This window comes from Croceicoccus pelagius (assembly GCF_001661915.1).
In the GTDB taxonomy this organism is placed as follows: domain Bacteria; phylum Pseudomonadota; class Alphaproteobacteria; order Sphingomonadales; family Sphingomonadaceae; genus Croceicoccus; species Croceicoccus pelagius.
Window position 1 is genome coordinate 266,723 of the sequence record NZ_LYWY01000032.1, and the last position, 19,787, is coordinate 286,509.

General features: G+C 64.7%; 19 protein-coding genes. 10 read left to right on the forward strand and 9 right to left on the reverse strand.

Annotation, left to right across the window (positions count from 1 at the left end; all coding sequences use genetic code 11):
• The first annotated feature begins 124 nt into the window (after positions 1-124).
• Complete coding sequence (locus A9D15_RS06855) at positions 125-1,732, forward strand: alpha-amylase family glycosyl hydrolase (RefSeq protein WP_066763565.1); 1,608 nt, start codon at positions 125-127, stop codon at positions 1,730-1,732.
• Positions 1,733-1,795: 63 nt separating this feature from the next.
• Here the strand turns inward: A9D15_RS06855 and A9D15_RS06860 are convergent, their stop codons facing one another.
• Both A9D15_RS06860 and A9D15_RS06865 read right to left on the reverse strand, forming a co-directional pair.
• Complete coding sequence (locus A9D15_RS06860; RefSeq protein ID WP_172807478.1) at positions 1,796-2,650, reverse strand: PRC-barrel domain-containing protein; 855 nt, start codon at positions 2,648-2,650, stop codon at positions 1,796-1,798.
• Between the two features lie 126 nt (positions 2,651-2,776).
• Positions 2,777-4,039: a S8 family serine peptidase gene (locus A9D15_RS06865; protein WP_082924326.1), complete on the reverse strand. Its 1,263-nt coding sequence runs from the start codon at positions 4,037-4,039 to the stop codon at positions 2,777-2,779.
• Between the two features lie 83 nt (positions 4,040-4,122).
• Here A9D15_RS06865 and A9D15_RS06870 point away from each other — a divergent pair, with 83 nt between their 5' ends.
• Together A9D15_RS06870 and A9D15_RS06875 are read left to right on the forward strand one after the other, a co-directional pair.
• Positions 4,123-4,614: an RNA polymerase sigma factor gene (locus tag A9D15_RS06870; RefSeq protein ID WP_066763339.1), complete on the forward strand. Its 492-nt coding sequence runs from the start codon at positions 4,123-4,125 to the stop codon at positions 4,612-4,614.
• Positions 4,611-5,306, forward strand: coding sequence for an anti-sigma factor family protein (locus A9D15_RS06875; protein ID WP_066763341.1), 696 nt, complete (start codon positions 4,611-4,613; stop codon positions 5,304-5,306). Before A9D15_RS06870 ends, A9D15_RS06875 begins: the two co-directional genes overlap by 4 nt.
• 22 nt (positions 5,307-5,328) lie before the next feature.
• Here A9D15_RS06875 and A9D15_RS06880 read toward each other — a convergent pair whose 3' ends face one another.
• Both A9D15_RS06880 and A9D15_RS06885 read right to left on the reverse strand, forming a co-directional pair.
• Positions 5,329-5,571, reverse strand: coding sequence for a DUF2312 domain-containing protein (locus A9D15_RS06880; RefSeq protein ID WP_066763566.1), 243 nt, complete (start codon positions 5,569-5,571; stop codon positions 5,329-5,331).
• A 196-nt stretch (positions 5,572-5,767) separates the two neighbouring features.
• Entirely contained in the window at positions 5,768-6,079 is a 312-nt protein-coding gene (locus tag A9D15_RS06885) for a DUF1244 domain-containing protein (protein WP_066763568.1), read from the reverse strand.
• A gap of 125 nt (positions 6,080-6,204) precedes the next feature.
• Between A9D15_RS06885 and pyk the strand changes: the two genes are divergently transcribed.
• The 3 genes from pyk (at position 6,205) to A9D15_RS06900 (ending at position 9,656) form a co-directional block, all read left to right on the forward strand.
• A complete protein-coding gene (gene pyk / locus A9D15_RS06890) occupies positions 6,205-7,659 on the forward strand; it encodes a pyruvate kinase (RefSeq protein ID WP_066763342.1) in 1,455 nt (484 codons plus the stop codon).
• A gap of 72 nt (positions 7,660-7,731) precedes the next feature.
• Positions 7,732-8,733, forward strand: a complete 1,002-nt coding sequence (locus A9D15_RS06895; RefSeq protein ID WP_066763345.1) for a threonine aldolase family protein — start codon at positions 7,732-7,734, stop codon at positions 8,731-8,733.
• 8 nt (positions 8,734-8,741) lie between these two features.
• Entirely contained in the window at positions 8,742-9,656 is a 915-nt protein-coding gene (locus A9D15_RS06900; RefSeq protein ID WP_244881973.1) for a DMT family transporter, read from the forward strand.
• On the opposite strand, the gene A9D15_RS06905 is transcribed toward A9D15_RS06900, so the two are convergent.
• Positions 9,609-10,415, reverse strand: a complete 807-nt coding sequence (locus tag A9D15_RS06905; RefSeq protein WP_066763346.1) for a Rossmann-fold NAD(P)-binding domain-containing protein — start codon at positions 10,413-10,415, stop codon at positions 9,609-9,611. The genes A9D15_RS06900 and A9D15_RS06905 overlap by 48 nt on opposite strands.
• 128 nt (positions 10,416-10,543) lie before the next feature.
• Between A9D15_RS06905 and pepN the strand changes: the two genes are divergently transcribed.
• From pepN to A9D15_RS06920, 3 genes are read left to right on the forward strand one after another with little or no spacing between them, the layout of a single operon-like run.
• Positions 10,544-13,195 (forward strand): aminopeptidase N, encoded by a 2,652-nt coding sequence (gene pepN, locus A9D15_RS06910; RefSeq protein WP_066763347.1) that lies wholly within the window; start codon positions 10,544-10,546, stop codon positions 13,193-13,195.
• The gene (gene pgeF, locus A9D15_RS06915) at positions 13,188-13,949 is read left to right on the forward strand and encodes a peptidoglycan editing factor PgeF (RefSeq protein WP_066763352.1); all 762 of its coding nucleotides are present in this window, start codon (positions 13,188-13,190) and stop codon (positions 13,947-13,949) included. The genes pepN and pgeF overlap by 8 nt, the downstream gene beginning before the upstream one ends.
• The gene (locus A9D15_RS06920; protein WP_066763353.1) at positions 13,946-14,392 is read left to right on the forward strand and encodes a protein-tyrosine phosphatase family protein; all 447 of its coding nucleotides are present in this window, start codon (positions 13,946-13,948) and stop codon (positions 14,390-14,392) included. The genes pgeF and A9D15_RS06920 overlap by 4 nt, the downstream gene beginning before the upstream one ends.
• A gap of 33 nt (positions 14,393-14,425) precedes the next feature.
• On the opposite strand, the gene A9D15_RS06925 is transcribed toward A9D15_RS06920, so the two are convergent.
• The 4 genes from A9D15_RS06925 to A9D15_RS06940 form a co-directional block, all read right to left on the reverse strand.
• Positions 14,426-15,316, reverse strand: coding sequence for a dienelactone hydrolase family protein (locus tag A9D15_RS06925; protein ID WP_066763354.1), 891 nt, complete (start codon positions 15,314-15,316; stop codon positions 14,426-14,428).
• Positions 15,317-15,400: 84 nt separating this feature from the next.
• Positions 15,401-15,802: a VOC family protein gene (locus A9D15_RS06930; protein ID WP_066763355.1), complete on the reverse strand. Its 402-nt coding sequence runs from the start codon at positions 15,800-15,802 to the stop codon at positions 15,401-15,403.
• Between the two features lie 45 nt (positions 15,803-15,847).
• Positions 15,848-16,183: a hypothetical protein gene (locus A9D15_RS06935; protein ID WP_066763356.1), complete on the reverse strand. Its 336-nt coding sequence runs from the start codon at positions 16,181-16,183 to the stop codon at positions 15,848-15,850.
• Between the two features lie 103 nt (positions 16,184-16,286).
• Entirely contained in the window at positions 16,287-17,297 is a 1,011-nt protein-coding gene (locus tag A9D15_RS06940) for an NAD(P)H-dependent flavin oxidoreductase (RefSeq protein WP_066763358.1), read from the reverse strand.
• A gap of 233 nt (positions 17,298-17,530) precedes the next feature.
• Between A9D15_RS06940 and katG the strand changes: the two genes are divergently transcribed.
• Positions 17,531-19,732 carry a catalase/peroxidase HPI gene (gene katG / locus A9D15_RS06945; protein ID WP_066763359.1) on the forward strand — a complete coding sequence of 734 codons (2,202 nt, stop codon included), beginning with the start codon at positions 17,531-17,533 and terminating at the stop codon, positions 19,730-19,732.
• Positions 19,733-19,787 lie beyond the last annotated feature (55 nt).

A 19,787-nucleotide genomic window follows, 5' to 3' on the forward strand; every position in this document is an offset into this window, starting at 1 on the left:
ACGGGGCGGGCACAAGTTCCGCCCTTGCAATGTGAGTGCGAGAAGCCCTGCGATGACCTTCGAACCCGGCATGACACCGGCCCCCACGATCACACCCGAAGAAACCGGCATCGTGCCGCAGGGCATGACCCGCACGCCCGGTGCATCGGATTTTCCGTGGTGGCGCGGCGCGGTCATCTACCAGGTCTATCCGCGCAGCTATGCCGACGCGGACGGCGACGGCGTTGGCGATCTCTCTGGCCTCACGGAGCGGCTCGAACACATCGCGTCGCTCAACGTCGACGCGATGTGGCTTTCGCCGATCTATGCCTCGCCGATGAAGGATTTCGGCTACGACGTTTCGGATTACTGCGACGTCGATCCGCTGTTCGGCACGCTGGCCGATTTCGACGCGATGCTTGAAAAGGCACACGGCCTCGGCCTCAAGGTGCTGGTCGACCAGGTCTATTCGCACACCTCGGACGAGCATGAATGGTTCGCCGAAAGCCGGTCCGGCCGCGACAATCCCAAGGCCGACTGGTACGTCTGGGCCGATGCCAAGGCCGATGGCACGCCGCCCAACAACTGGCAGTCGATGTTCGGCGGCCCCGCTTGGAAGTGGGACCCGGTTCGCGCGCAATATTACATGCACAATTTCCTCGTCTGCCAGCCGCAGTTGAACCTCCACAACCCCGAGGTTCAAGACGCGCTGCTGGGCGTGGCGCAATTCTGGCTGGATCGCGGTGTCGACGGGTTCCGCATGGATGCGCTCAATTTCGCGATGCACGATCCGCAACTGAGGGACAATCCGCCCGCAGCCCTGTTCGACCGGTCGGTCGTGCGGCCCTTCGATTTCCAGCACCACACTTACAGCCAGTTCCACAAGGATACGCCGCGTTTTCTTGAAAAGCTGCGCAAGCTGACCGACCGGTACGACGGCATCTTCACGCTGGCCGAAGTATGCGCCGACGATGGCAATGTCGCGATCAAGCGCTTCATCAAGGGCACGACCCGGATGAACAGCGCCTATGGCTTCGACTTTCTCTATGCCCCGCAACTGACGCCGCAGCTGGTCCACGACGTCATGTCGCACTGGCCGGACGAACCGGGCATGGGCTGGCCAAGCTGGGCCTTCGAAAACCACGACGCGCCGCGTGCGGTATCCCGCTGGGTAGCGCCCGAACACAAGGACGCCTTCGCCAAGGTGAAGCTGGCCCTGCTGGTCGCGCTGCGCGGAACGGTCATCGCCTATCAGGGCGAAGAACTGGGGCTGGAACAGGACGACATTCCCTACGAACTGCTGAAAGACCCCGAGGCGATCAACAACTGGCCGCGTACCCTGTCACGCGACGGCGCCCGCACGCCGCTGCCTTGGGACGAGAGCGAGCATGGCGGCTTTACCACTGGCGATCCGTGGCTGCCGCTGGGCGAGGCGAATGCAAGGCGTGCGGTATCGCTGCAGGAAGGCGATCCGGGTTCGACGCTGAATATCGCGCGGGCCATGTTCGGGCTTCGCAAGCATTTCCCGGCGCTGCGGCTGGGCGGTATCGAGAACTGCCAGTTCGACAACGAGCTGCTGGTGCTGGACCGCGTGTACGAAGCCCAGCGCATCCGTTGCCTGTTCAACCTCGGCCCGAACGAGCGGCCTTTCTCCGACACCTCGGAAAACACCGTGCTGATCGCATCGGTTGGCGGTGCGACGCGCGACAAGCTGCCCGGCTTTTCCGCGCTTTTCTGGGAATGCGACTGGTAGATACGAAAACGGCCGGACCCGCGAAGGACCGGCCGCTCCCGATGGCGGTGACGGGAAACCGGTTCAGCCAGCCGTGGCCGAACCGCTTGCCATCAGGGTCCCTTCGGCCGTCGCCATGATCGATCCGACGGGAAGGGTCTGCTCGCCGTTCGCGGTATCGAGCACGAGTTGCTCGACGCGGCCCGTTTCGTCGGCGACGACGGTCTCTACGCGGCCCAGCGTTTCACCGGCAGACGTCAGGACATCCATGCCCGGTGCGACCGATACCGCACCGGTGGCCGAGGCCGCGGCGCTGCCGGCTGCGGCCAGCATCAGGTTGGCCGATGCCATGCCAGCGTTACCCAGCATCGCCGCACCTTCTGTTGCACCATTGGCGGTTGCCTGTGCCATTGCCGTCGCGCTGCCTGCTGCCGACTGGGCCTGACCGACTGCGGGGCCGACTTCACCGGTCGCACTGTCGACCACACCGCCGGCCGCATCGGTGCCGACAAGCTGTGCGCTGGCACTGCCCGAACCGTTGGCGCTTCCTGAGACGCCAGCTGCTGTGGTTACGGCACCGACAGGGCCGTCAACGGCCTGCGCGACGTTGAGCGAACCGCCTGCGCTGGCTTCGCGGTCCGCCGAAACAGAGCCAGAGGCCGTGTCAGCCGACTGGCTGCCCGAAGTGGCAGCATTGCTGTCGATGGAGGTGGACATCGTCGAGGTCACGGTGTCGGTCGCACCCGAAACCGTCGAGCCGATAGAACTGCGCGCACCGATAGAGCCGCCCACCGTGCCACCGATCGAGGAACCGGCGCCGCCAAGGCCGCCCAGCGCGCCGCCCACTGCGCCGCCAAGGCCACCGCCGCCCAGAACCTGGGCCTGTGCGGGAACGGCGGCAATCGAAAGGGCCGTTGCTGCGAAAAGGATGCTCTTCATGTCTTCGTCCTTCATTTGCTTCTGACGGGATTGTTTCCCGCTCGGAAAGAAGGACGGATGCCGGCGCCGGTTTAATTCAAGGAATTCGGATAATTTTTCTTATAGCACTGATTTTAAACGATAACTTTATCGCTTCACGCAGGACCCACAAACCAGACCGCGGCCGTAAGTATCATCCGCGCCCTTGACGCCAAGGTCTTTCGCCTCACCGTCGAGCGCCCTGCGCCAGTTGCCGCCACCCGACAACGCGGCGGCGATGCGCGCTGCGACCAGCGGGGTTGCGTAAGACGTACCGCGCAACTCCTTGCTCCGCCCCTTGCGGTCGCGTCCCTTCATGTCCGCACCGGGGGCCGCATAGTCGAGATGCAGCGCCCGCCCCGCCTCGATCAAGGCGCGGTCATGCCGGTCGACACCTGTGACCGCGACGACACCTGTATAGGATGCAGGATATGCCGGCGGAGAGGCCGGACCGTCATTGCCGACCGCCGCGACCACGATCGTCCCGCGTTTCTGCGCCGCCGCGACGGCGCGGCTGACCAGCGGGCTTTCGGGACCGACGAGGCTGATCGTCACGACCTTGCTGCCGCCTTCGACCAGCCAACCGAGACCTTTCGCGATCGCCAGCGCGTTCCCGCCCGCAGGGTCGGTGCCATAGACATCGGCAACGCGCAGGTTCGCAACCCCTGCGTGGTTGAGCAGCGAGCCGACCGCGCTGCCGTGATCGGACGGCGCGGGCGCACCCTTGGCAAAGCCGCGCTGCGCGACGAGCGAGACGCCCTTGCCCGGCGCGCCGTCGATCATGCCGACCGCCGTATCGATCCGCGCGGCCCCGCTTCCGGCGAAAGCCAGTTGCAAGGCTTCTGCGCTGCCCGAACGGAAGTGCAGCACATCCGCGCTGACGCTCGCCGAAGGCATGAGCGCGGCAAGCGTTTCTTCCGCTTCATCCAGGTCCATGCCCTCGGGCACCGAGAGGCGCAGGACCGACAGGCCCAGTCCCTCGACCTCGCTCTCCTCCATAACCGCAAAACCAGCCGCGCCCGCTGCTGCAACCCCGGAAGGCGCAGCATCCATGACCAGCAGTTCGCCGCGCCGCGCGGGATTGCCCAGCCGGTCGAGCGCGATCGTGTCGCGGTTGCGGCGCAAGAGGTCAGCGATGCGGTCGATTCGCGCACGGCGCAACCTGTCGGCCACTTGCGCCACGGTCTCGCCCAGCCCGTCGCCGATGTCGCCCGCGGTGCGCGTGACAGGTTCGATCACACCGCCCAGAACATCGCCGACGTCGCCAAGGCCCCGGTCCAGCGTGCCGCCCAGGCCGCCCAGCCCTTGCGCGCTGGCAGGCGCACCTATGGCAAGGACGAGGAGCGGGATAATCAGGAACGTTCGGCGCATCGGGATCCGCATGATAGTTTTTGGCTTAAGCACGGATTAAACGTGCGAGCCCGCTCGTTTAATCCGGTAGAAGGCAGAATACACTGAGCAACTCGTTCGAATCCGGGCTCCTGGCCCTATTGCCCCGGCTGCGGCGTTTCGCCGCAGGCCTTGCGGGCAATGGTTCGGACGGCGACGATCTCTGCCAGATGACCATCGAACGCGCTCTGGCCAACCGCGAAAAGTGGCGGGGCGGCACGCGGCTCGACAGCTGGGTTTACCGCATCATGCGAAACATTCGAATAGACGAGGCCCGCGCCGTGAACCGGCGCAGCCAGACTTTCGTGGCCGAGGAATCCGGCTCATCCGTCGGCAGCGACGGCGCGCAGGAAGCCAGTGTCGAATTGTCCGACGTGGACGCGGCCATGGCGAAATTGCCCGGCGAACAGCGCGAGGCCGTGCTGCTCGTGATGGTCGAAGGCTACAGCTACAAGGAAGCCGCCGAAATCGTGGGCTGCCCCGTCGGCACGCTCAATTCGCGGCTGGTGCGCGGGCGCGATGCGCTGATGGCGATGCTCGAGGAGAACACGGCATGACCCCGACGAAAGAGGAACTCGCTGCTTTCGCCGACGGCCAGATCGAAGGCGAACGCAAAAAGGAGATCGCAGTACAGGTCGCAAGCGATCCCGCGCTTGCCGCCGAAGTCGCGCGCCACCACGCGCTGCGCCAGAAGCTTGCCGCGCACTATGCGCCGATTCTCGAACAGGATCTGCCCGAAGCCATGCTCGCCCCGCTGAAGGCCGGAGAGCCGGGCGTTGTCCACATGGCAATGGCGCGGCAGGAACGCGCGATGAAAAAGAAGGCCCCGCGCTGGGGCTGGATCGCGGGGCCGCTGGCGGCGGCAGCGGCGCTGGCGCTGGTCTTCCTGCCCGGCGGCAAGGACTTGCCCGACGGCTATGTGCAAGGACAGCTCGCCTCCGCGCTCGACACGCAGCTAGTCTCGGAAGGCGCGGCGGACGGCACGCGGGTGCTGCTCAGTTTCGAGGATGAAGCGGGTCGCTATTGCCGCGCCTTCAGCTCAGGCGACACCGGCGGGATCGCCTGCCGCGATGCAACCGGCTGGAAGCTTGAGGCAGGCGGCGATGCAGGAGAGGCGCAGGCGACGCAATATCGCCAGGCCGGGTCCGACGCAGGACTGATGGCCCGCGCGCAGGACATGGCGAGCGGCCCTGCCCTCGACAGCGAAGGCGAGCGGGCCGCGCGCGAACGGGGCTGGCTGGCGCGGTAAGCGCTCAGCCGTCCCGATTCGATCAGATCATGCCAAGGGCAGCCATGTAGGTTTCCAGCACGGCTTCCTCGTGCTCGAAATCTTCCTTCTTCTGCTTGCGGATGCGCATGATCTTGCGCATCGCCTTGACGTCGAAGCCGCGCGCCTTGGCTTCTGCAAAGACGTCCTTGATGTCTTCGGCGATGCCCTTCTTTTCTTCTTCGAGCCGCTCTGCACGCTCGATCAGGAGGCGCAGTTCGTCTGCGGTGACATTGTTGACGCCCATGGCGCTATCGGCACCGCCGATCGTGGTGGTTTCTTCGGACATTTGGCAACCTTTGCGATTGTTCGGATGAAGCGCGGGATCACGCGAAGTGCGGACCCGCAGCGAGAATCACGCGAAGCAAGCTGATAGCGATGCGCTTGCCCGTGGTGAAGGGTGCAGCGGCAATTTCCACCGCCGTCCGCGCCCTCCTTGCCGATCAACCCGCGTTCTTCTTCAGACTTTCGTCCATGCGGGCCAGCTGTTCGGGGGTGGCGGGCGTCTGGTAGCGGTCCTTCCACTCGTCCATTGGCATCCCGTGGATCAGCGCGCGCGCATCGGCCTTGTCGCCTTCGTATCCGGCATCGCGGATCCAGTCGGCAAGGCAGTTCCGGCAAAAACCCGACAGGCCCATCAGGTCGATGTTCTGCGCATCGTGACGATGGCGCAGGTGCCGCACCAACCGGCGGAAGGCAGCGGCCGCAACCGCATCGGGCAGTGCGTCGAGAGCGTCGTTTTCGGTCGCGGGCAGGTCGGAATCGCAGGACAAGTCGTTTTCTCCGGTAATCTGGGCGTCATCGAGGTTGCCTAGGCGCGATGCAGCCAATAGGCCTCGCACTAAAGCTCCCTCATAAAAATAACAGGTACAAACCCCTCGTGAACAAGTTCGACCCGCGCGACCGCAAGGTCAAGATTCTCGCAACGCTTGGCCCTGCCAGCCGCGATCCCGAAATGATCGAACGCCTGGTGAAGGCAGGGGTCGACGCTTTCCGCGTCAACATGAGCCATGGGGAGCATGAAACCCACGCGGAAACGATCGCCTCCATCCGCAAGCTTGAAAAGAAGACCGGCCGCCCGATCTGCATCCTGTGCGACCTGCAAGGGCCGAAGCTGCGCGTGGGCAAGTTCGCCGAAGGCAAGGTCGTCATTCCGCACGGCCGCCACTTCACGCTGGACCGCAGGGACGAACCGGGTGACGAAACCCGCGTTCAGCTGCCGCATCCCGAACTGTTCGGCCTTCTGGAAAAGGGCCAGCGCCTGCTGATCGACGACGGCAAGATCCGCCTGCGCGTGATCCGCGCCGACGAGGACGAGATCCTGTGCAGCGCCGAAGTCGGCGGTGTCATCTCCGACCGCAAGGGCGTGAACGTGCCCGATGCCGAAATCCCGATTCCGGCAATGACCGAAAAGGACCGCCGCGACCTCGCCTTTGCCGTTCAGCACAAGGCAGACTGGATCGCGCTGTCTTTCGTGCAACGCCCCGAAGACGTGGCCGAAGCCCGCCGCCTGATGGGCGGTTACGGCGCGCTCATGGCCAAGATCGAAAAGCCCCTGGCCGTGCGCCACCTCGACGGAATTCTCGAACTGGCCGACGGCATCATGGTCGCGCGCGGCGACCTTGGCGTCGAACTGAACCCCGAAGAAGTCCCGCCGCTGCAGAAGCGCATCGTCCGGCTGGCCCGTGCCGCGGGCAAACCGGTGGTCGTCGCCACCCAGATGCTGGAATCGATGATCGAAAGCCCGGCCCCGACCCGCGCCGAGGTTTCCGACGTTGCCAACGCGGTCTACGACGGAGCGGACGCCGTCATGCTGTCGGCAGAGACGGCGGCGGGCCAGTGGCCGCAGGAAGCCGTCTCGATCATGGACCGGATCGCCGGACAGGTCGAGAAGGACCCCGGCTATGTCGAGCGTATCCGGCTGACCGGGGTGGAACCCGACGCGACGACTTCGGACGCGCTGGCGCAGGCCTGTTCGTCGATCGCCAACACGCTCAACATCTCTGCCATCACCGTTTTTACCGCATCGGGCAGCAGCGCCCGCCGCGTGGCGCGCGAACGGCCGAAAGTGCCGCTGCTGGTGCTGACCCCGTTGGAATCGACGGCACGGCGCCTCTCGCTGCTCTGGGGTGTGCACGCGGTGCAGACCAAGGACATCGGCAGCTTCGAGGAGATGATCGCCAAGGGCAAGCGCATGGCGCTGCGCAACGGGTTCGGCAAGGGCGGCGCGAAGATCATCGTGCTGGCCGGTGTTCCCTTCGGCACTCCGGGGGCAACCAACCTGCTGCACGTCGTGACGCTGTCGGGCCGCGAACTGGACAGGCACGGGGACTGAAGGCCGCCGCCCGCGCGGTTTCAGATGCAACCGGCTTGACGCGCCCTGCCCTTGTGAGCAAGGCGCGGTTCCATGCAGTTCCTTTCGGATAATGCCGCCCCCGTCCATCCCCGTCTGTGGGATGCGATGCGCGATGCCGACACCACCGACGCGCCTTATGACGGCGACGCGCTTTCGCGCTCGCTCGACAAGGCGTTTTCGGACCTCTTCGGGATGGACTGTGCCGTGGTCTGGACCAGCACCGGCACGGCGGCGAACTGCCTTGCGCTGGCAACGCTGGTCCCGCCCTATGGCGGCGTGGTCTGCCACGATGACGCTCATATCGAGCAGGACGAGGCGGGCGCGCCCGAGTTCTATACCCACGGCGCAAAGCTGATGCTGGCGCACGGCCCGCACGCAAAGCTGACGCCTGATAATGTCGCCGCCGTGATCGACCCGATCCGCGACGACGTGCACCGCGTCCAGCCGCATGCGATCGCGATCACGCAGGCGACCGAGCAGGGCTGCGTCTATACGCCCGACGAACTCGCCGCGCTGACGGCCTATGCCAAGGCAAAGGGGCTGAAGGTCCACATGGACGGCGCGCGTTTCGGCAATGCCGTCGCGCATCTCTGCTGTTCGCCCGCAGAGGCTGGCCCTGCCCACGGCATCGACACGCTCTCGTTCGGCATGATCAAGAACGGCGGGATGAGTGCGGAGGCGCTGGTCCTGTTCGATCCGGCCAGGGCGGCTGAGGCCAAGCGCCGGCACAAGCGCGCGGGGCAGTTGCAGTCGAAAGGCCGCTACCTTGCCGCGCAGCTTCTGGCGATGATCGAGGGCGACCTGTGGCTTTCCAACGCCCGAGCCGCGAACCATGCCGCAGCGGCCATTGCCAAGGCCGCGGGCGATCGCCTGCTCTACCCGTGTCAGGCGAACGAGGTTTTCGTGACCCTGTCTGCGGACGAGCGCGAAGGACTGCGCGCGCAAGGGTTCGGTTTCTACGACTGGGGCGCGGATGCCGCCCGCTTCGTGACCGCGTGGAACACCGATGCGGCAGATGCGGACAAGCTCGCCGCCGCGCTCGCAAGCTTGTGAGCGAACCTGTGACCGGGGGCGCCAGGCGCCAGCGGCTGTCGTTCGCCGATCCGCGCGTCTTCCTGCCCTTCTGCCTCGTTGCGCTGATCTGGGGTTCGACCTGGCTGGTCATCAAGGACCAGATCAGCTTCGTTCCGCCCAGCTGGACCATCGCCTATCGCTTCGTGATCGCGACGGCGGCGATGCTGGTGCTGCTGACCTTCCGGCGCGAGAAGCTGCGCATCACGAAAGCGGGTCTGCCGATCGTCGCGATCGTCGGTGTCACGCAGTTCGTGATGAACTTCCACTTCGTCTACCGCGCGGAGATGTCGCTGACATCGGGGATCGTGGCGCTGTTCTTCGCGCTCATCATGATCCCGAACTCGATCCTCGCGTGGTTTGTCCTGCGCGACAGGGTGTCGATGGGCTTCGTGGTCGGCTCTGCCGTCGCCATCGTCGGCGTCGGTCTGCTGCTCATGCACGAATACGACATGGCAGGCGCGCGCGAGGGCGTGATGCTGGGCGTCGTGCTGGCGATCCTTGCCACGGTATCGGCCTCGGTCGCCAATGTGACGCAAGCGACGGAGAGGGCCCATGCACAGCCTTTCCTGCCGCTGCTGACGTTTTCGATGATGCTGGGCACCGCGATCAACGTGGCGCTGGCGCTGGTGCTGGATGGAGCGCCGGTATGGGACCCGCGCCCGGAGTATGGCTTCGGCCTGCTCTATTTGGGCGTTGTCGGGTCGGTCATTACCTTCCCGCTCTACTTCACACTCATCCGAAACATGGGTGCGGGGCGCGCGGCCTATATCGGGGTGGCAACGCCGATCCTTGCCATGCTGCTCTCCACCCTGTTCGAAGGGTATGACTGGACCGCGCTGACGGTGGGCGGCTCGCTACTCGCGCTCGCGGGCCTCGTCCTCGCGCTGAAGGCACGCAGCTAACCCTTCGCGGTAGGTGGGGTAGCGCGGGGTCCAGCCCAGCACCCGCTTTGCCTTGCCGTTCGCGACGCGGCGATTTTCGGCATAGAATCCTCGCGCCATGGGCGACAGGTTCGCCTCCTCGATCGTCTGCATCGGCGGCACGGGTGCGTGGAGCATGCGGCAGGCGTGTTCGATCAGCTCGTTCTGGCTGCACGGATAATCGTCGGCAAGGTTGTAGGCCCCTGCCGGAGCATTAAGCCCGCAGGCGACACCTCTCGCGATATCTTCGACATGGATGCGGCTGAAGACCTGTCCCGGAATGTCGATCCGATGCGCCCTGCCCTCGCGCACGCGGTCGAGCGCGGAGTGGCCCGGACCGTAGATGCCGGGCAGACGAAAGACCCTTGCGCCCAGTGCCAGCCATGCGGCGTCCGCATCGCTGCGGGCCATGCGGCGGCCCGTGCCGACAGGGGTGCTTTCATCGACCCACGCCCCGCCCGCATCGCCATAGACGCCGGTGGAAGATAGGTATCCCGTCCACCCGCCGAACCCGCCCAGCGCCGCGCCATAGCGCGCCAGCACCGGATCGCTGCCGTCCTTCGCGGGCGGAACCGAGGACAGAACCGCGTCCGCGCCAGCCAGCGCGGCATGAACCCCGCCGTCGTCATCGAACGCGATATCGCCGTCGCTGCCGGTGGCGCGAACCTGCCAGCCTTGTGCGCGCAGCCTTGCCGCGATGACTTTCGCCGAATAACCCAGCCCGAAGATCAGCATCTGCATGGGAAAGGCACCTAACCGGCCCGAGCGCACCTGCCCAAGCCTTTTTGCGCGAAAAATTTTATCGCGAAGGCCCGTGACATACAGGATTGGGCCTTGCCTCTTGCGGTCGAAGGCGCATCTATCCCTCCATGGATATTGCACGCACGCCTTCGAACCCCGCCGGCAACCCCGAGATGGCGGACGCCGCCGTAGAGCCGGTCGATCCCGCCACCATCTTCCGCAAGAACTACACGCCGCCTTCGTGGCTGGTGCCCGAAATCCGGCTGGACTTCGACCTCGGCACTGAACTGACGAAGTGCGTCGCGACCCTTAAGGTCGAGCGTAATCCCGCAGGCGACGGCGACCAGACGCTGCACCTTTGCGGCGACAACCTTGCCGTCATGAGCCTAAAGGTTGACGGCGCGGATGCCGAAGGCTGGTCGATGAGCGGGTCGAACCTGCTGCTTCCGCTGACCGGCACTTCGCATGAAGTGACGATCGAGACGCACCTGCACCCGGCGACAAACAGCCAGCTGATGGGTCTCTATGCCTCCAGCGGCATGCTCTGCACCCAGTGCGAGGCCGAAGGCTTCCGCCGCATCACGTTCTTCCCCGATCGGCCCGACGTCCTGTCGAAGTACACGGTACGCATGGAAGGCGACAAGGAGACCTTCCCCGTCCTGTTGTCGAACGGCAACCTCGTCGAAACGGGCGAAGGCGAAGCGGGCCGCCACTGGGCGCTGTGGGACGATCCCTGGCCCAAGCCGAGCTATCTCTTCGCTCTGGTCGCGGGCCAGCTCGTCGCCAACCGCGACACGTTCACGACGATGAACGGCCGCAAGGTCGAATTGGCCGTCTGGGTCCGTGAAGGCGATCTGGAACGCACCGACCATGCGATGCGCAGCCTCATCAATTCGATGAAGTGGGACGAGGAAACCTTCGGCCGCGAATACGATCTCGACCAGTTCAACATCGTCGCCGTGTCTGATTTCAACATGGGCGCGATGGAGAACAAGGGCCTCAACATCTTCAACACCCGCTACGTTCTGGCCGACCCGGAAACGGCGACCGACGGGGACTATGACGGGGTCGAGGGCGTCGTCGGCCACGAATACTTCCACAACTGGTCGGGCAACCGCATCACCTGCCGCGACTGGTTCCAGCTCAGCCTCAAGGAAGGTTTCACCGTCCTGCGCGACCAGATGTTCAGCGCGGACATGGGATCGGAACCGGTCAAGCGGATCGAGGATGTACGCGTCCTGCGCGCCGCCCAGTTCCCCGAGGATTCGGGCCCGCTGGCCCATCCGATCCGTCCCGATTCCTATCAGGAAATCAGCAACTTCTACACCGCGACCGTCTATAACAAGGGCGCCGAAGTCATCCGCATGATGCACACGATGGCGGGCCCCGAAGCGTTCCGTAAGGGCACCGACCTCTACTTCGAGCGCCATGACGGCGAGGCCGCGACTTGCGAGGATTTCGTGAAGGCGATGGAAGACGGCGCAGGGCTGGACCTTGCGCAGTTCCGCCTGTGGTACGAACAGGCAGGCACGCCCAAGGTGACGATGCGGGCCGAGTTCGATCAGTCGGAAGGCGCGGTCACGCTGCACTTCACGCAGAAAGTCCCGGCAACGCCCGGCCAGCCGTCGAAGAAGGCGATGCCGATCCCCATCAAGGTCGCCCTGTTCGACCGCGACACCAAGGCACACGACGGCGAAAAGCTGCTGATCGTCGACAAGGACAAGGCCGAATTCACGTTCAAGGGCTTCACCCGCCCGCCAGTGATCAGCGCCAATCGCGGCTTCACCGCCCCGATCCAGCTCGATGCCGAACAGGGCGATGACGATCTCGTCTTCCTGGCCGCGAACGATGACGACGCCTTCGCCCGTTACGAGGCACTGCAACAGCTCGTCACCCGCGAACTGCTGGGCGCGATCGAAAACGGGCCCGACGAAAAGCGCCGCACAGCCATTGCCGATGCCATGGGCGCGGTGCTGGACGACACGCAGATCGACGACTTGATGCGCGGCGAACTGATGATGATGCCCGCCGTCACGTTCCTTCTGGAACTGGCCGCCCCTGCCGATCCTGTCGCGTTGCATGATGCGCGTGAACGGCTGAAGGGCTATATCGGATCGCGCCTGCGCGACCGTCTGATCGCGCTCCACGAACGAGCCTCGGCCATCGGATACAGCCTGAGCGCAGAGGCACGCGGTGCGCGCAAGGTGAAGACGCAGGCGCTGGTCCTGCTGTCCGCCGCCGACGCGAAGGAAGCCGCCGCGAGGGCCGAAGCGCAGTATCGCGCCGCCGACAACATGACCGACCGTCAGGGCGCGCTCATGGTGCTGGCGGGCATCGACTGTCCGGCCCGCGCCGAACTGCTGGAGGATTTCCGCAAACGCTTTGAGGGCAACGCGCTCGTCACCGACAAGTGGTTCGCGCTTCAGGCCGGCTCGCTCGATCCCATGGTGCTCGACACGGTCGAGGCGCTGTCGAACCACGCCGACTTCACGATCAAAAACCCGAACCGCGTTCGCAGCCTCTACATGACGATGGCGGTCAACCAGCCCGCCTTCCATGAAGAGAGCGGGCGCGGCTATCGCATGATCGCCGACCTTGTCCTGAAACTCGACCCGCTGAACGCACAAACCGCGGCCCGCTTCATCCCGGCGCTGGGCCGCTGGCGCAAGATTGAGCCGAAGCGGGCTGCGATGATGCGGGCGGAGCTTGAACGGATCGCGAAGGCCGAAGGGCTGTCGAAGGACACGCGCGAACAAGTGACCAAGAGCCTCGATGGTTGACCGTATAACCGCACACGCGCTTGCCGGGGTTCCGCACGGATTCCTCGGCCGGCGCGGCGGCGTTTCCACCGGGCAATACCTGGGCCTCAACGTCGGGACCGGGTCGGACGACCTGCCCCGCGCGATAGAGGCGAACCGCGCGCTTGCAGTCGACGGCGTGATGCCGGGGGCGGAGCTTGCCACCGTCTATCAGGTCCATTCCGCCGATGTCGTGCGGATCGAAACCCCCTTTCCGATGGAGGCGCGGCCCCATGCCGACGCGATGGTGACGGACAGGCTCGGCATCCTTCTGGGCATCGTGACCGCCGATTGCGCGCCGGTGCTGCTGGCGGACGAGGAAGCGGGCGTGATCGGAGCGGCCCATGCCGGATGGCGCGGGGCGTTCGCGGGCGTGTGCCGCAACACGGTGGAGGCGATGGAGGCTCTTGGCGCGGATCGCGGACGGATTGCCGCCGCGATCGGCCCGTGCATCGCGCAGGCAAGCTACGAAGTGGACGAAGGGTTCTATTTGCGCTTCCTGGCCGAAGACGAGGAATACGACCGGTTCTTCAAACCGCGCCGCAGCGGGCATCACCAGTTCGATCTGGCTGCGTTCGTGGCATCGGACCTTGCCGACGCGGGTGTGAAGACGGTCGAGATGACCGGCCACGATACTTACGCGGATGAAAGCCGGTTCTTCTCCTACCGCCGCTCGACGCTGGCCGGAGAGGAGGGATACGGCAGGCAGATCAGCCTGATCGGCCTGCCCGGATGAGCGATCCCGTCGGCATCCGCGCCTGGCAGAGGCTGGATGCACGGACCACGACTTCTGGGGCATTGTGTGCAGCGGACATTGCCGCGCTGGCCGACATGGGTGTGCGCCGGGTGGTCAATCTTGCCATGCCCGATCATCCAGAGATCCTGCCGGACGAGGCGGATCTGTGCGCGCGGCATGGCATCGGTTTAACTGCCATCCCGATCCCCTTCGATTGCCCGACCGAGGAGCATTACCAACGGTTCCGCGCAGCCATTTCGGGCGACGATCCGGTCCACGTGCACTGCGTGTTGAATTGGCGCGTATCGGCGCTGTTCTATCGCAGTAACGTGGAAAACGGCATGGCGCGGGATCGGGCGCTCGCTCTCCTGGTCCGGCAATGGGATCCGCGCACGTCGGACAATTCCGCCGCCCCGGCATGGGCCAGCTTCATCGGGTTATAGAGGGCGGCAGGGCGCAAGGCCCTGCCGACCGGATCAGAGCGCCTTCAGCATCGACAGATACACGTCATATGCGCGTTCTGCCTCCGCCTTGTCGTAGGCGGGCGAGTCCGGAACGGTCCAGCCGTGACCCGCGGCATAGACATCGACCACGCCTTCGGCCCCCGCCGCATCCAGCGCAGCCTTTAGCGCGCTTTTCGCCTCGTGCTGCTTGGCGTCGTCGTCTTCGGCAATACCGATAAGATAAGTCGCACTGTCGACGATCATCTTGTGCGGGCTGGTCGGCGCATCGGTGACGAGGCCGCCGCCGTGCATCGAGCCTGCGACTTTCACGCGGTCAGGCGATCCGTGCGCGGCCCAGATCGTCCACGACCCTGTCATGCAGTGTCCGCGTGTGCCGATGCCTTTCGACTTGTCGACCACGTCCTGCGCGTCGAGCCATGCGACGATGCTGGCAGTGTCGGCCATGACCGTGTCGGCGGAGAACTTCTCACGATAGGGGCCGACTTTCTTGAACCCGTCATTTTCCATGAAGTCGGCGAAATCCTCGAACATCGCGTGGCCTTCGTCGCGCCAGTAGGGGTCGGGCACGATCACGGCAAAACCCTCTGCCGCCAGACGCTCACCCATCGCTTTTGCGGCGGGGCGCACGCCCGCGATGTCGGGCCACATGATGACAGCGGGGTGGTTGCCGGCAGAAGGGTGGTAGAACCATGCGCTCATCGTGCCGCTGCCCGTCGGGACCTGCACTTCGTTGCCCAGCACGCCGCCGTTCGTGGCGGCCGCGACGGAATCGTCGGCATCGGTGCCATAAGTCGAACAGGCCGAAAGGACTGCTACCCCTCCGGCCGCGCCTACGCCCGCGGCAAAGGTCCGGCGGTTCACGCCGCGGCGGGCGAATTCTGCAAGTTGCTGTTGATCACACATTCAATATCGCTCCTGGCGTAACGTCCGCCCATCCGGGAGCGGAGATTAGGAGCGTGGCGACAGGGCGCAACCCCATGCGCCCGATCAGCCATCATGGAAGTTCAGTTCCAACAGGACATTGTCCGGATCGGTCAGGAACACCTGCTTCAACCCGATGCCCGATACGCCCGACTGGCGATAGGCAATACCCATTTCCTCGAGCCGCGCGATGAAGTCTGCGTGGCCTGCACAGTTAAGTGCAACATGATGCACAGCCCCCGTCGGCCCGCCGGGCTGACTGTCGCGGTTCGCGGAATCGCGGCGGTCTTTGGAAACGAGGTGCAGCACGGGCCGCCCTTCGCCATCGTGCATCCACTGGATCAGCGAGGGCTCCAGTGGTTCGGGCGGGTCACGACGCGTCAGGCCCACGACCTCGGCATAGAACCGGGCGGAGCGTTCCAGATCGTTCGAAACGATGTTGACGTGGTCGAGCGCTTTTACCTGCATGGGCACAGTGTGCCTGACGACGACGCTTCCCTCAACCGCGGGATCTCAACCAAAAGCCGCGGCAAGGCCGATCAGCGCGCAGGCACCGATGAGCAGCGAAAGCTTCAGCCACGAGGCCGGCTCGCCGTAGAAGAACACGCCCACCATGATCGAAGCGAGCGGTACCGTCGCGGCAAGGATCGGGAGCAGGATGTTGAGTTTCGCCCCGTTGGCCAGCAGCCAGGACAGCGCGAAGAACGAACTGATCAGCACCGCGATCGTCGCGATCGTCCAGCCGACATGCGTGAAGGCACGCGTCTTTACGAGGAACGAGACGCCGACGACCTGCGTCACGGTGGCGTAAAGAAAGACCAGGACCTGCGCGGCGGAAAGTGAGCCCAATCGTGTATCCTCTCGTCAGTACGGCACCATCTTCGGGTGCCTTTCTGGCAAGAGAACTACCCCGCCGCCGCCCACGCGGCGACGCGCACTTGTGTCAGGTGGCCTAGCGGCGCGAGAGCGCAGCCTCGCTCTCGGCCATCAGTTCGGCGATGATGTCGGCGACGGGCTCTTCCTTCTTCACCATGCCGACCGACTGGCCCGCCATCAGCGAGCCGTTTTCAATATCGCCATCGATCACCGCGCGGCGCAGTGCGCCTGCCCAGTAGTGCTCGATCTGCAGCTGCGCCTCGGCCATCTCGATGCCTTCGCTATCGAGCAGGCCAGCGACTTCGCGCTGCTTGGCGGTGAAAAGCTCGGTACCCTTGTTCTTCAGCGCGCGGACCGGGATCACCGGAAGGCGCGGGTCGACCTGCACGCTGGCAATCGCGTCGCGGGCACCGGCGCGGAAGAAGGCTTTCTTGAAATCGGGGTGCGCGATCGATTCGGTTGCACAAGCGAAACGGGTGCCAAGCTGCACGCCCGCCGCGCCCATTTCGAGATATCCGGCAATCGCCTCGCCCCGCCCGATACCGCCTGCGACGAAGACGACGTGATCTTCGGCCAGTTCGGGCAGAAATTCCTGTGCCAGAACGCTGGTGGCGACGGGGCCGATGTGGCCGCCCGCTTCCATCCCCTCGATCACCATGGCGTCTGCGCCAGAACGCAGCAGCTTTTTCGCAAGCGCCAGCGTGGGGGCAAAGCAGATGACCTTGGCACCGGCTTCCTTGATCTTTTCCACGCTGCCCTTGGGCGGAAGCCCGCCTGCCAGCACGACATGGCCCACGCCATGTTTCGCGCAGACATCGATCAGGTCCATGATCTGCGGGTGCATCGTGATGAGGTTCACGCCGAAGGGCTTGTCCGTAAGCTTCTTCGTCTCCGCAATTTCGTTGTCGAGAAGCTCGGGCGTCATCGCGCCGCAGGCAATCACGCCAAAGCCGCCCGCGTTGCTGATCGCGGAAACGAGGTTCCTTTCGGACACCCAGCTCATCGCGCCGCACAGGATCGCGTGCTTCGAACCGAGGAATTGGGCGCCGCGACGCATCAGGGCGTCGGTCTTCGAATAGGTCGTCATAGCCGGCGGATTAGTCCCACCTGCGCCCAGCGGCAAGAGGTACGGGGCGGATACCCCCGTGAAGCCGAGTCGCGCCATTGACGGCCATTATCGCGTTGGCGAGCACGCCAATGATCGCTTTTCCCAATGTTTCTGTGCAGGTTTGATCATTTCAGACGATTGACCGGAGCTGGTAACCTGAGCCCAGCATTAATTCGAGAGGGGACTTACCCCCACGACAGGAGGATGCCGAGATGGATGTTGCAACTGGATCGATGCCGGGCGGTGGGTGCCCGTTCAATCACAACGATGGAGGCGTGCGCGGCCTGCTGGGCCGGACGAACCGGGACTGGTGGCCCGATGCGCTTCAGCTGGAGATCCTGCACCAGGGCGGCGTCTCGCCCGATCCGATGGGCGAAGATTTCAACTATGCCGAGGCGTTCAACGCGCTCGATTACAATGCACTGAAGGCCGACCTCACCGCGCTGATGACCGATTCGAAGCCGTGGTGGCCGGCGGACTATGGTCATTACGGTCCGTTCTTCATCCGCATGGCATGGCACGCGGCAGGCACCTATCGCACAGCCGATGGCCGCGGCGGCGCGGGTTCCGGTCAACAGCGGTTCGCCCCGCTCAATTCCTGGCCCGACAACGCCAACCTCGACAAGGCACGCCGCCTGCTTTGGCCGATCAAGCAGAAGTACGGAAAGCACATCAGCTGGGCCGATCTTTTCGTCCTTACCGGCAATGTCGCGATCGAATCGATGGGCGGCCCCGTCTTCGGCTTCGGCGGCGGGCGCGCGGACGTCTATGAACCGGAAACCGACGTTTATTGGGGCACCGAGGAAGAGTGGGTGAACACGGGCGCGGAAACGCGCATCCAGCCCGACAAGGACTGGAGCCTCGAAAACCCGCTCGCCGCGATCCAGATGGGTCTCATCTACGTCAATCCCGAAGGTCCGGGTGGCAATCCGGATATCGAGGGTTCGGCCCGAGACATTCGCGAAACGTTCAAGCGGATGGCCATGAACGATGAAGAAACCGTCGCCCTGACGGCGGGTGGCCACACGTTCGGCAAGTGCCACGGCGCGGGCGATGCCTCGCTGATCGGCGCCGATCCCGAAGGCGCGGATATCGCCTTCCAGGGCCTTGGCTGGACCAGCGGATACAAGAGCGGCATCGGCGGGGACACGATCACCAGCGGCATCGAGGGGCCGTGGACTAACACGCCGTTCGAATGGTCGCAAAACTACTTCCGCCTGCTGTTCAAGTACGACTACGAGCTGACCAAGTCGCCCGCAGGCGCACACCAGTGGACGCCGAAGAACCCTGATCCGGAGGACATGGCCCCCGACGCACACGATCCGTCGAAGAAGGTTCCGACGATCATGACGACGGCGGACATGGCGATGAAGGTCGACCCGTCCTACCGCGCGATTTCCGAAAGATTCCGCGACAACCCGGACGAGTTCGCCGACGCCTTCGCCCGCGCGTGGTTCAAGCTGACCCACCGCGACATGGGCCCCAAGGTCCGTTACCTTGGCCCCGAAGTTCCGGAAGAGGACCTGATCTGGCAAGACCCGATCCCTGCCGGTTACACGCCGTCGGGCAGCGAAGTCGCGGACCTCAAGGCGAGGATCGCCGACAGCGGCCTTTCCATCGCGCAGCTGGTGAAGACCGCCTGGGCCTCGGCCTCGACCTATCGCAAGTCGGATCATCGCGGCGGCGCCAACGGTGCGCGCATCCGCCTTGCCCCGCAGAGCGACTGGGACGTCAACGAACCGGCCGAGCTGCAGAAGGTTCTCGAAGTCTATGACGCCATCAAGGGCGATTCGAAGGTCTCGATCGCTGATCTGATCGTCCTGGGCGGCTGCGTCGGGGTGGAGCAGGCGGCGAAGGCAGCCGGTCACGACGTGACGGTGCCCTTCACCGGCGGTCGCGGCGACGCGAGCGAGGAATGGACCGACGCCGAGAGCTTCGAACCGCTGGAACCGGCGGCCGATGCCTTCCGCAACTACCTCAAGACCAAGATGAGCGTGAAGACCGAGGAGCTGATGCTCGACCGGTCGCAACTGCTCGGCCTTTCGGCGCCCGAAATGACGGTGCTGATCGGCGGAATGCGCGTGATGGGCGCCAATCATGGCGGATCGAAGCTTGGCGTGCTGACGACCCGCGAAGGTCAGCTGACCAACGATTTCTTCGTCAACCTGCTCGACATGGACACGGCGTGGAAGGTCGTGGACGACAGCGGAGACGAAGAATTTGTGGGTAGTGACCGCGCAAGCGGAAAAGAGAGGTGGCGCGCAACGCGAACCGACCTTATATTCGGGTCGAATTCACAGTTGCGGGCTCTCGCCGAGGTTTACGCGGAAAACGGACACGAACAGAAGTTCGTCAAGGATTTCGTGGCAGCCTGGACGAAAGTCATGAATGCCGACCGCTACGACGTGGCTTAAGGCAGCAAAAGGAAGGCCAAAACTCCAGGGCGTTTGCGTTCCCCCCACAACGCGC

Excerpts from the sequence above, each read along its gene's own strand:
- A9D15_RS06855 (WP_066763565.1), top strand. The coding sequence starts at position 125 with ATGACCCGCACGCCCGGTGCATCGGATTTTCCGTGGTGGCGCGGCGCG.
- A9D15_RS06860 (WP_172807478.1), bottom strand. The coding sequence starts at position 2,650 with ATGAAGAGCATCCTTTTCGCAGCAACGGCCCTTTCGATTGCCGCCGTT.
- A9D15_RS06865 (WP_082924326.1), bottom strand. The coding sequence starts at position 4,039 with ATGCGCCGAACGTTCCTGATTATCCCGCTCCTCGTCCTTGCCATAGGT.
- A9D15_RS06875 (WP_066763341.1), top strand. The coding sequence starts at position 4,611 with ATGACCCCGACGAAAGAGGAACTCGCTGCTTTCGCCGACGGCCAGATC.
- A9D15_RS06880 (WP_066763566.1), bottom strand. The coding sequence starts at position 5,571 with ATGGGCGTCAACAATGTCACCGCAGACGAACTGCGCCTCCTGATCGAG.
- A9D15_RS06895 (WP_066763345.1), top strand. The coding sequence starts at position 7,732 with ATGCAGTTCCTTTCGGATAATGCCGCCCCCGTCCATCCCCGTCTGTGG.
- A9D15_RS06905 (WP_066763346.1), bottom strand. The coding sequence starts at position 10,415 with ATGCAGATGCTGATCTTCGGGCTGGGTTATTCGGCGAAAGTCATCGCG.
- pepN (WP_066763347.1), top strand. The coding sequence starts at position 10,544 with ATGGATATTGCACGCACGCCTTCGAACCCCGCCGGCAACCCCGAGATG.
- pgeF (WP_066763352.1), top strand. The coding sequence starts at position 13,188 with ATGGTTGACCGTATAACCGCACACGCGCTTGCCGGGGTTCCGCACGGA.
- A9D15_RS06920 (WP_066763353.1), top strand. The coding sequence starts at position 13,946 with ATGAGCGATCCCGTCGGCATCCGCGCCTGGCAGAGGCTGGATGCACGG.
- A9D15_RS06925 (WP_066763354.1), bottom strand. The coding sequence starts at position 15,316 with ATGTGTGATCAACAGCAACTTGCAGAATTCGCCCGCCGCGGCGTGAAC.
- A9D15_RS06930 (WP_066763355.1), bottom strand. The coding sequence starts at position 15,802 with ATGCAGGTAAAAGCGCTCGACCACGTCAACATCGTTTCGAACGATCTG.
- A9D15_RS06940 (WP_066763358.1), bottom strand. The coding sequence starts at position 17,297 with ATGACGACCTATTCGAAGACCGACGCCCTGATGCGTCGCGGCGCCCAA.
- katG (WP_066763359.1), top strand. The coding sequence starts at position 17,531 with ATGGATGTTGCAACTGGATCGATGCCGGGCGGTGGGTGCCCGTTCAAT.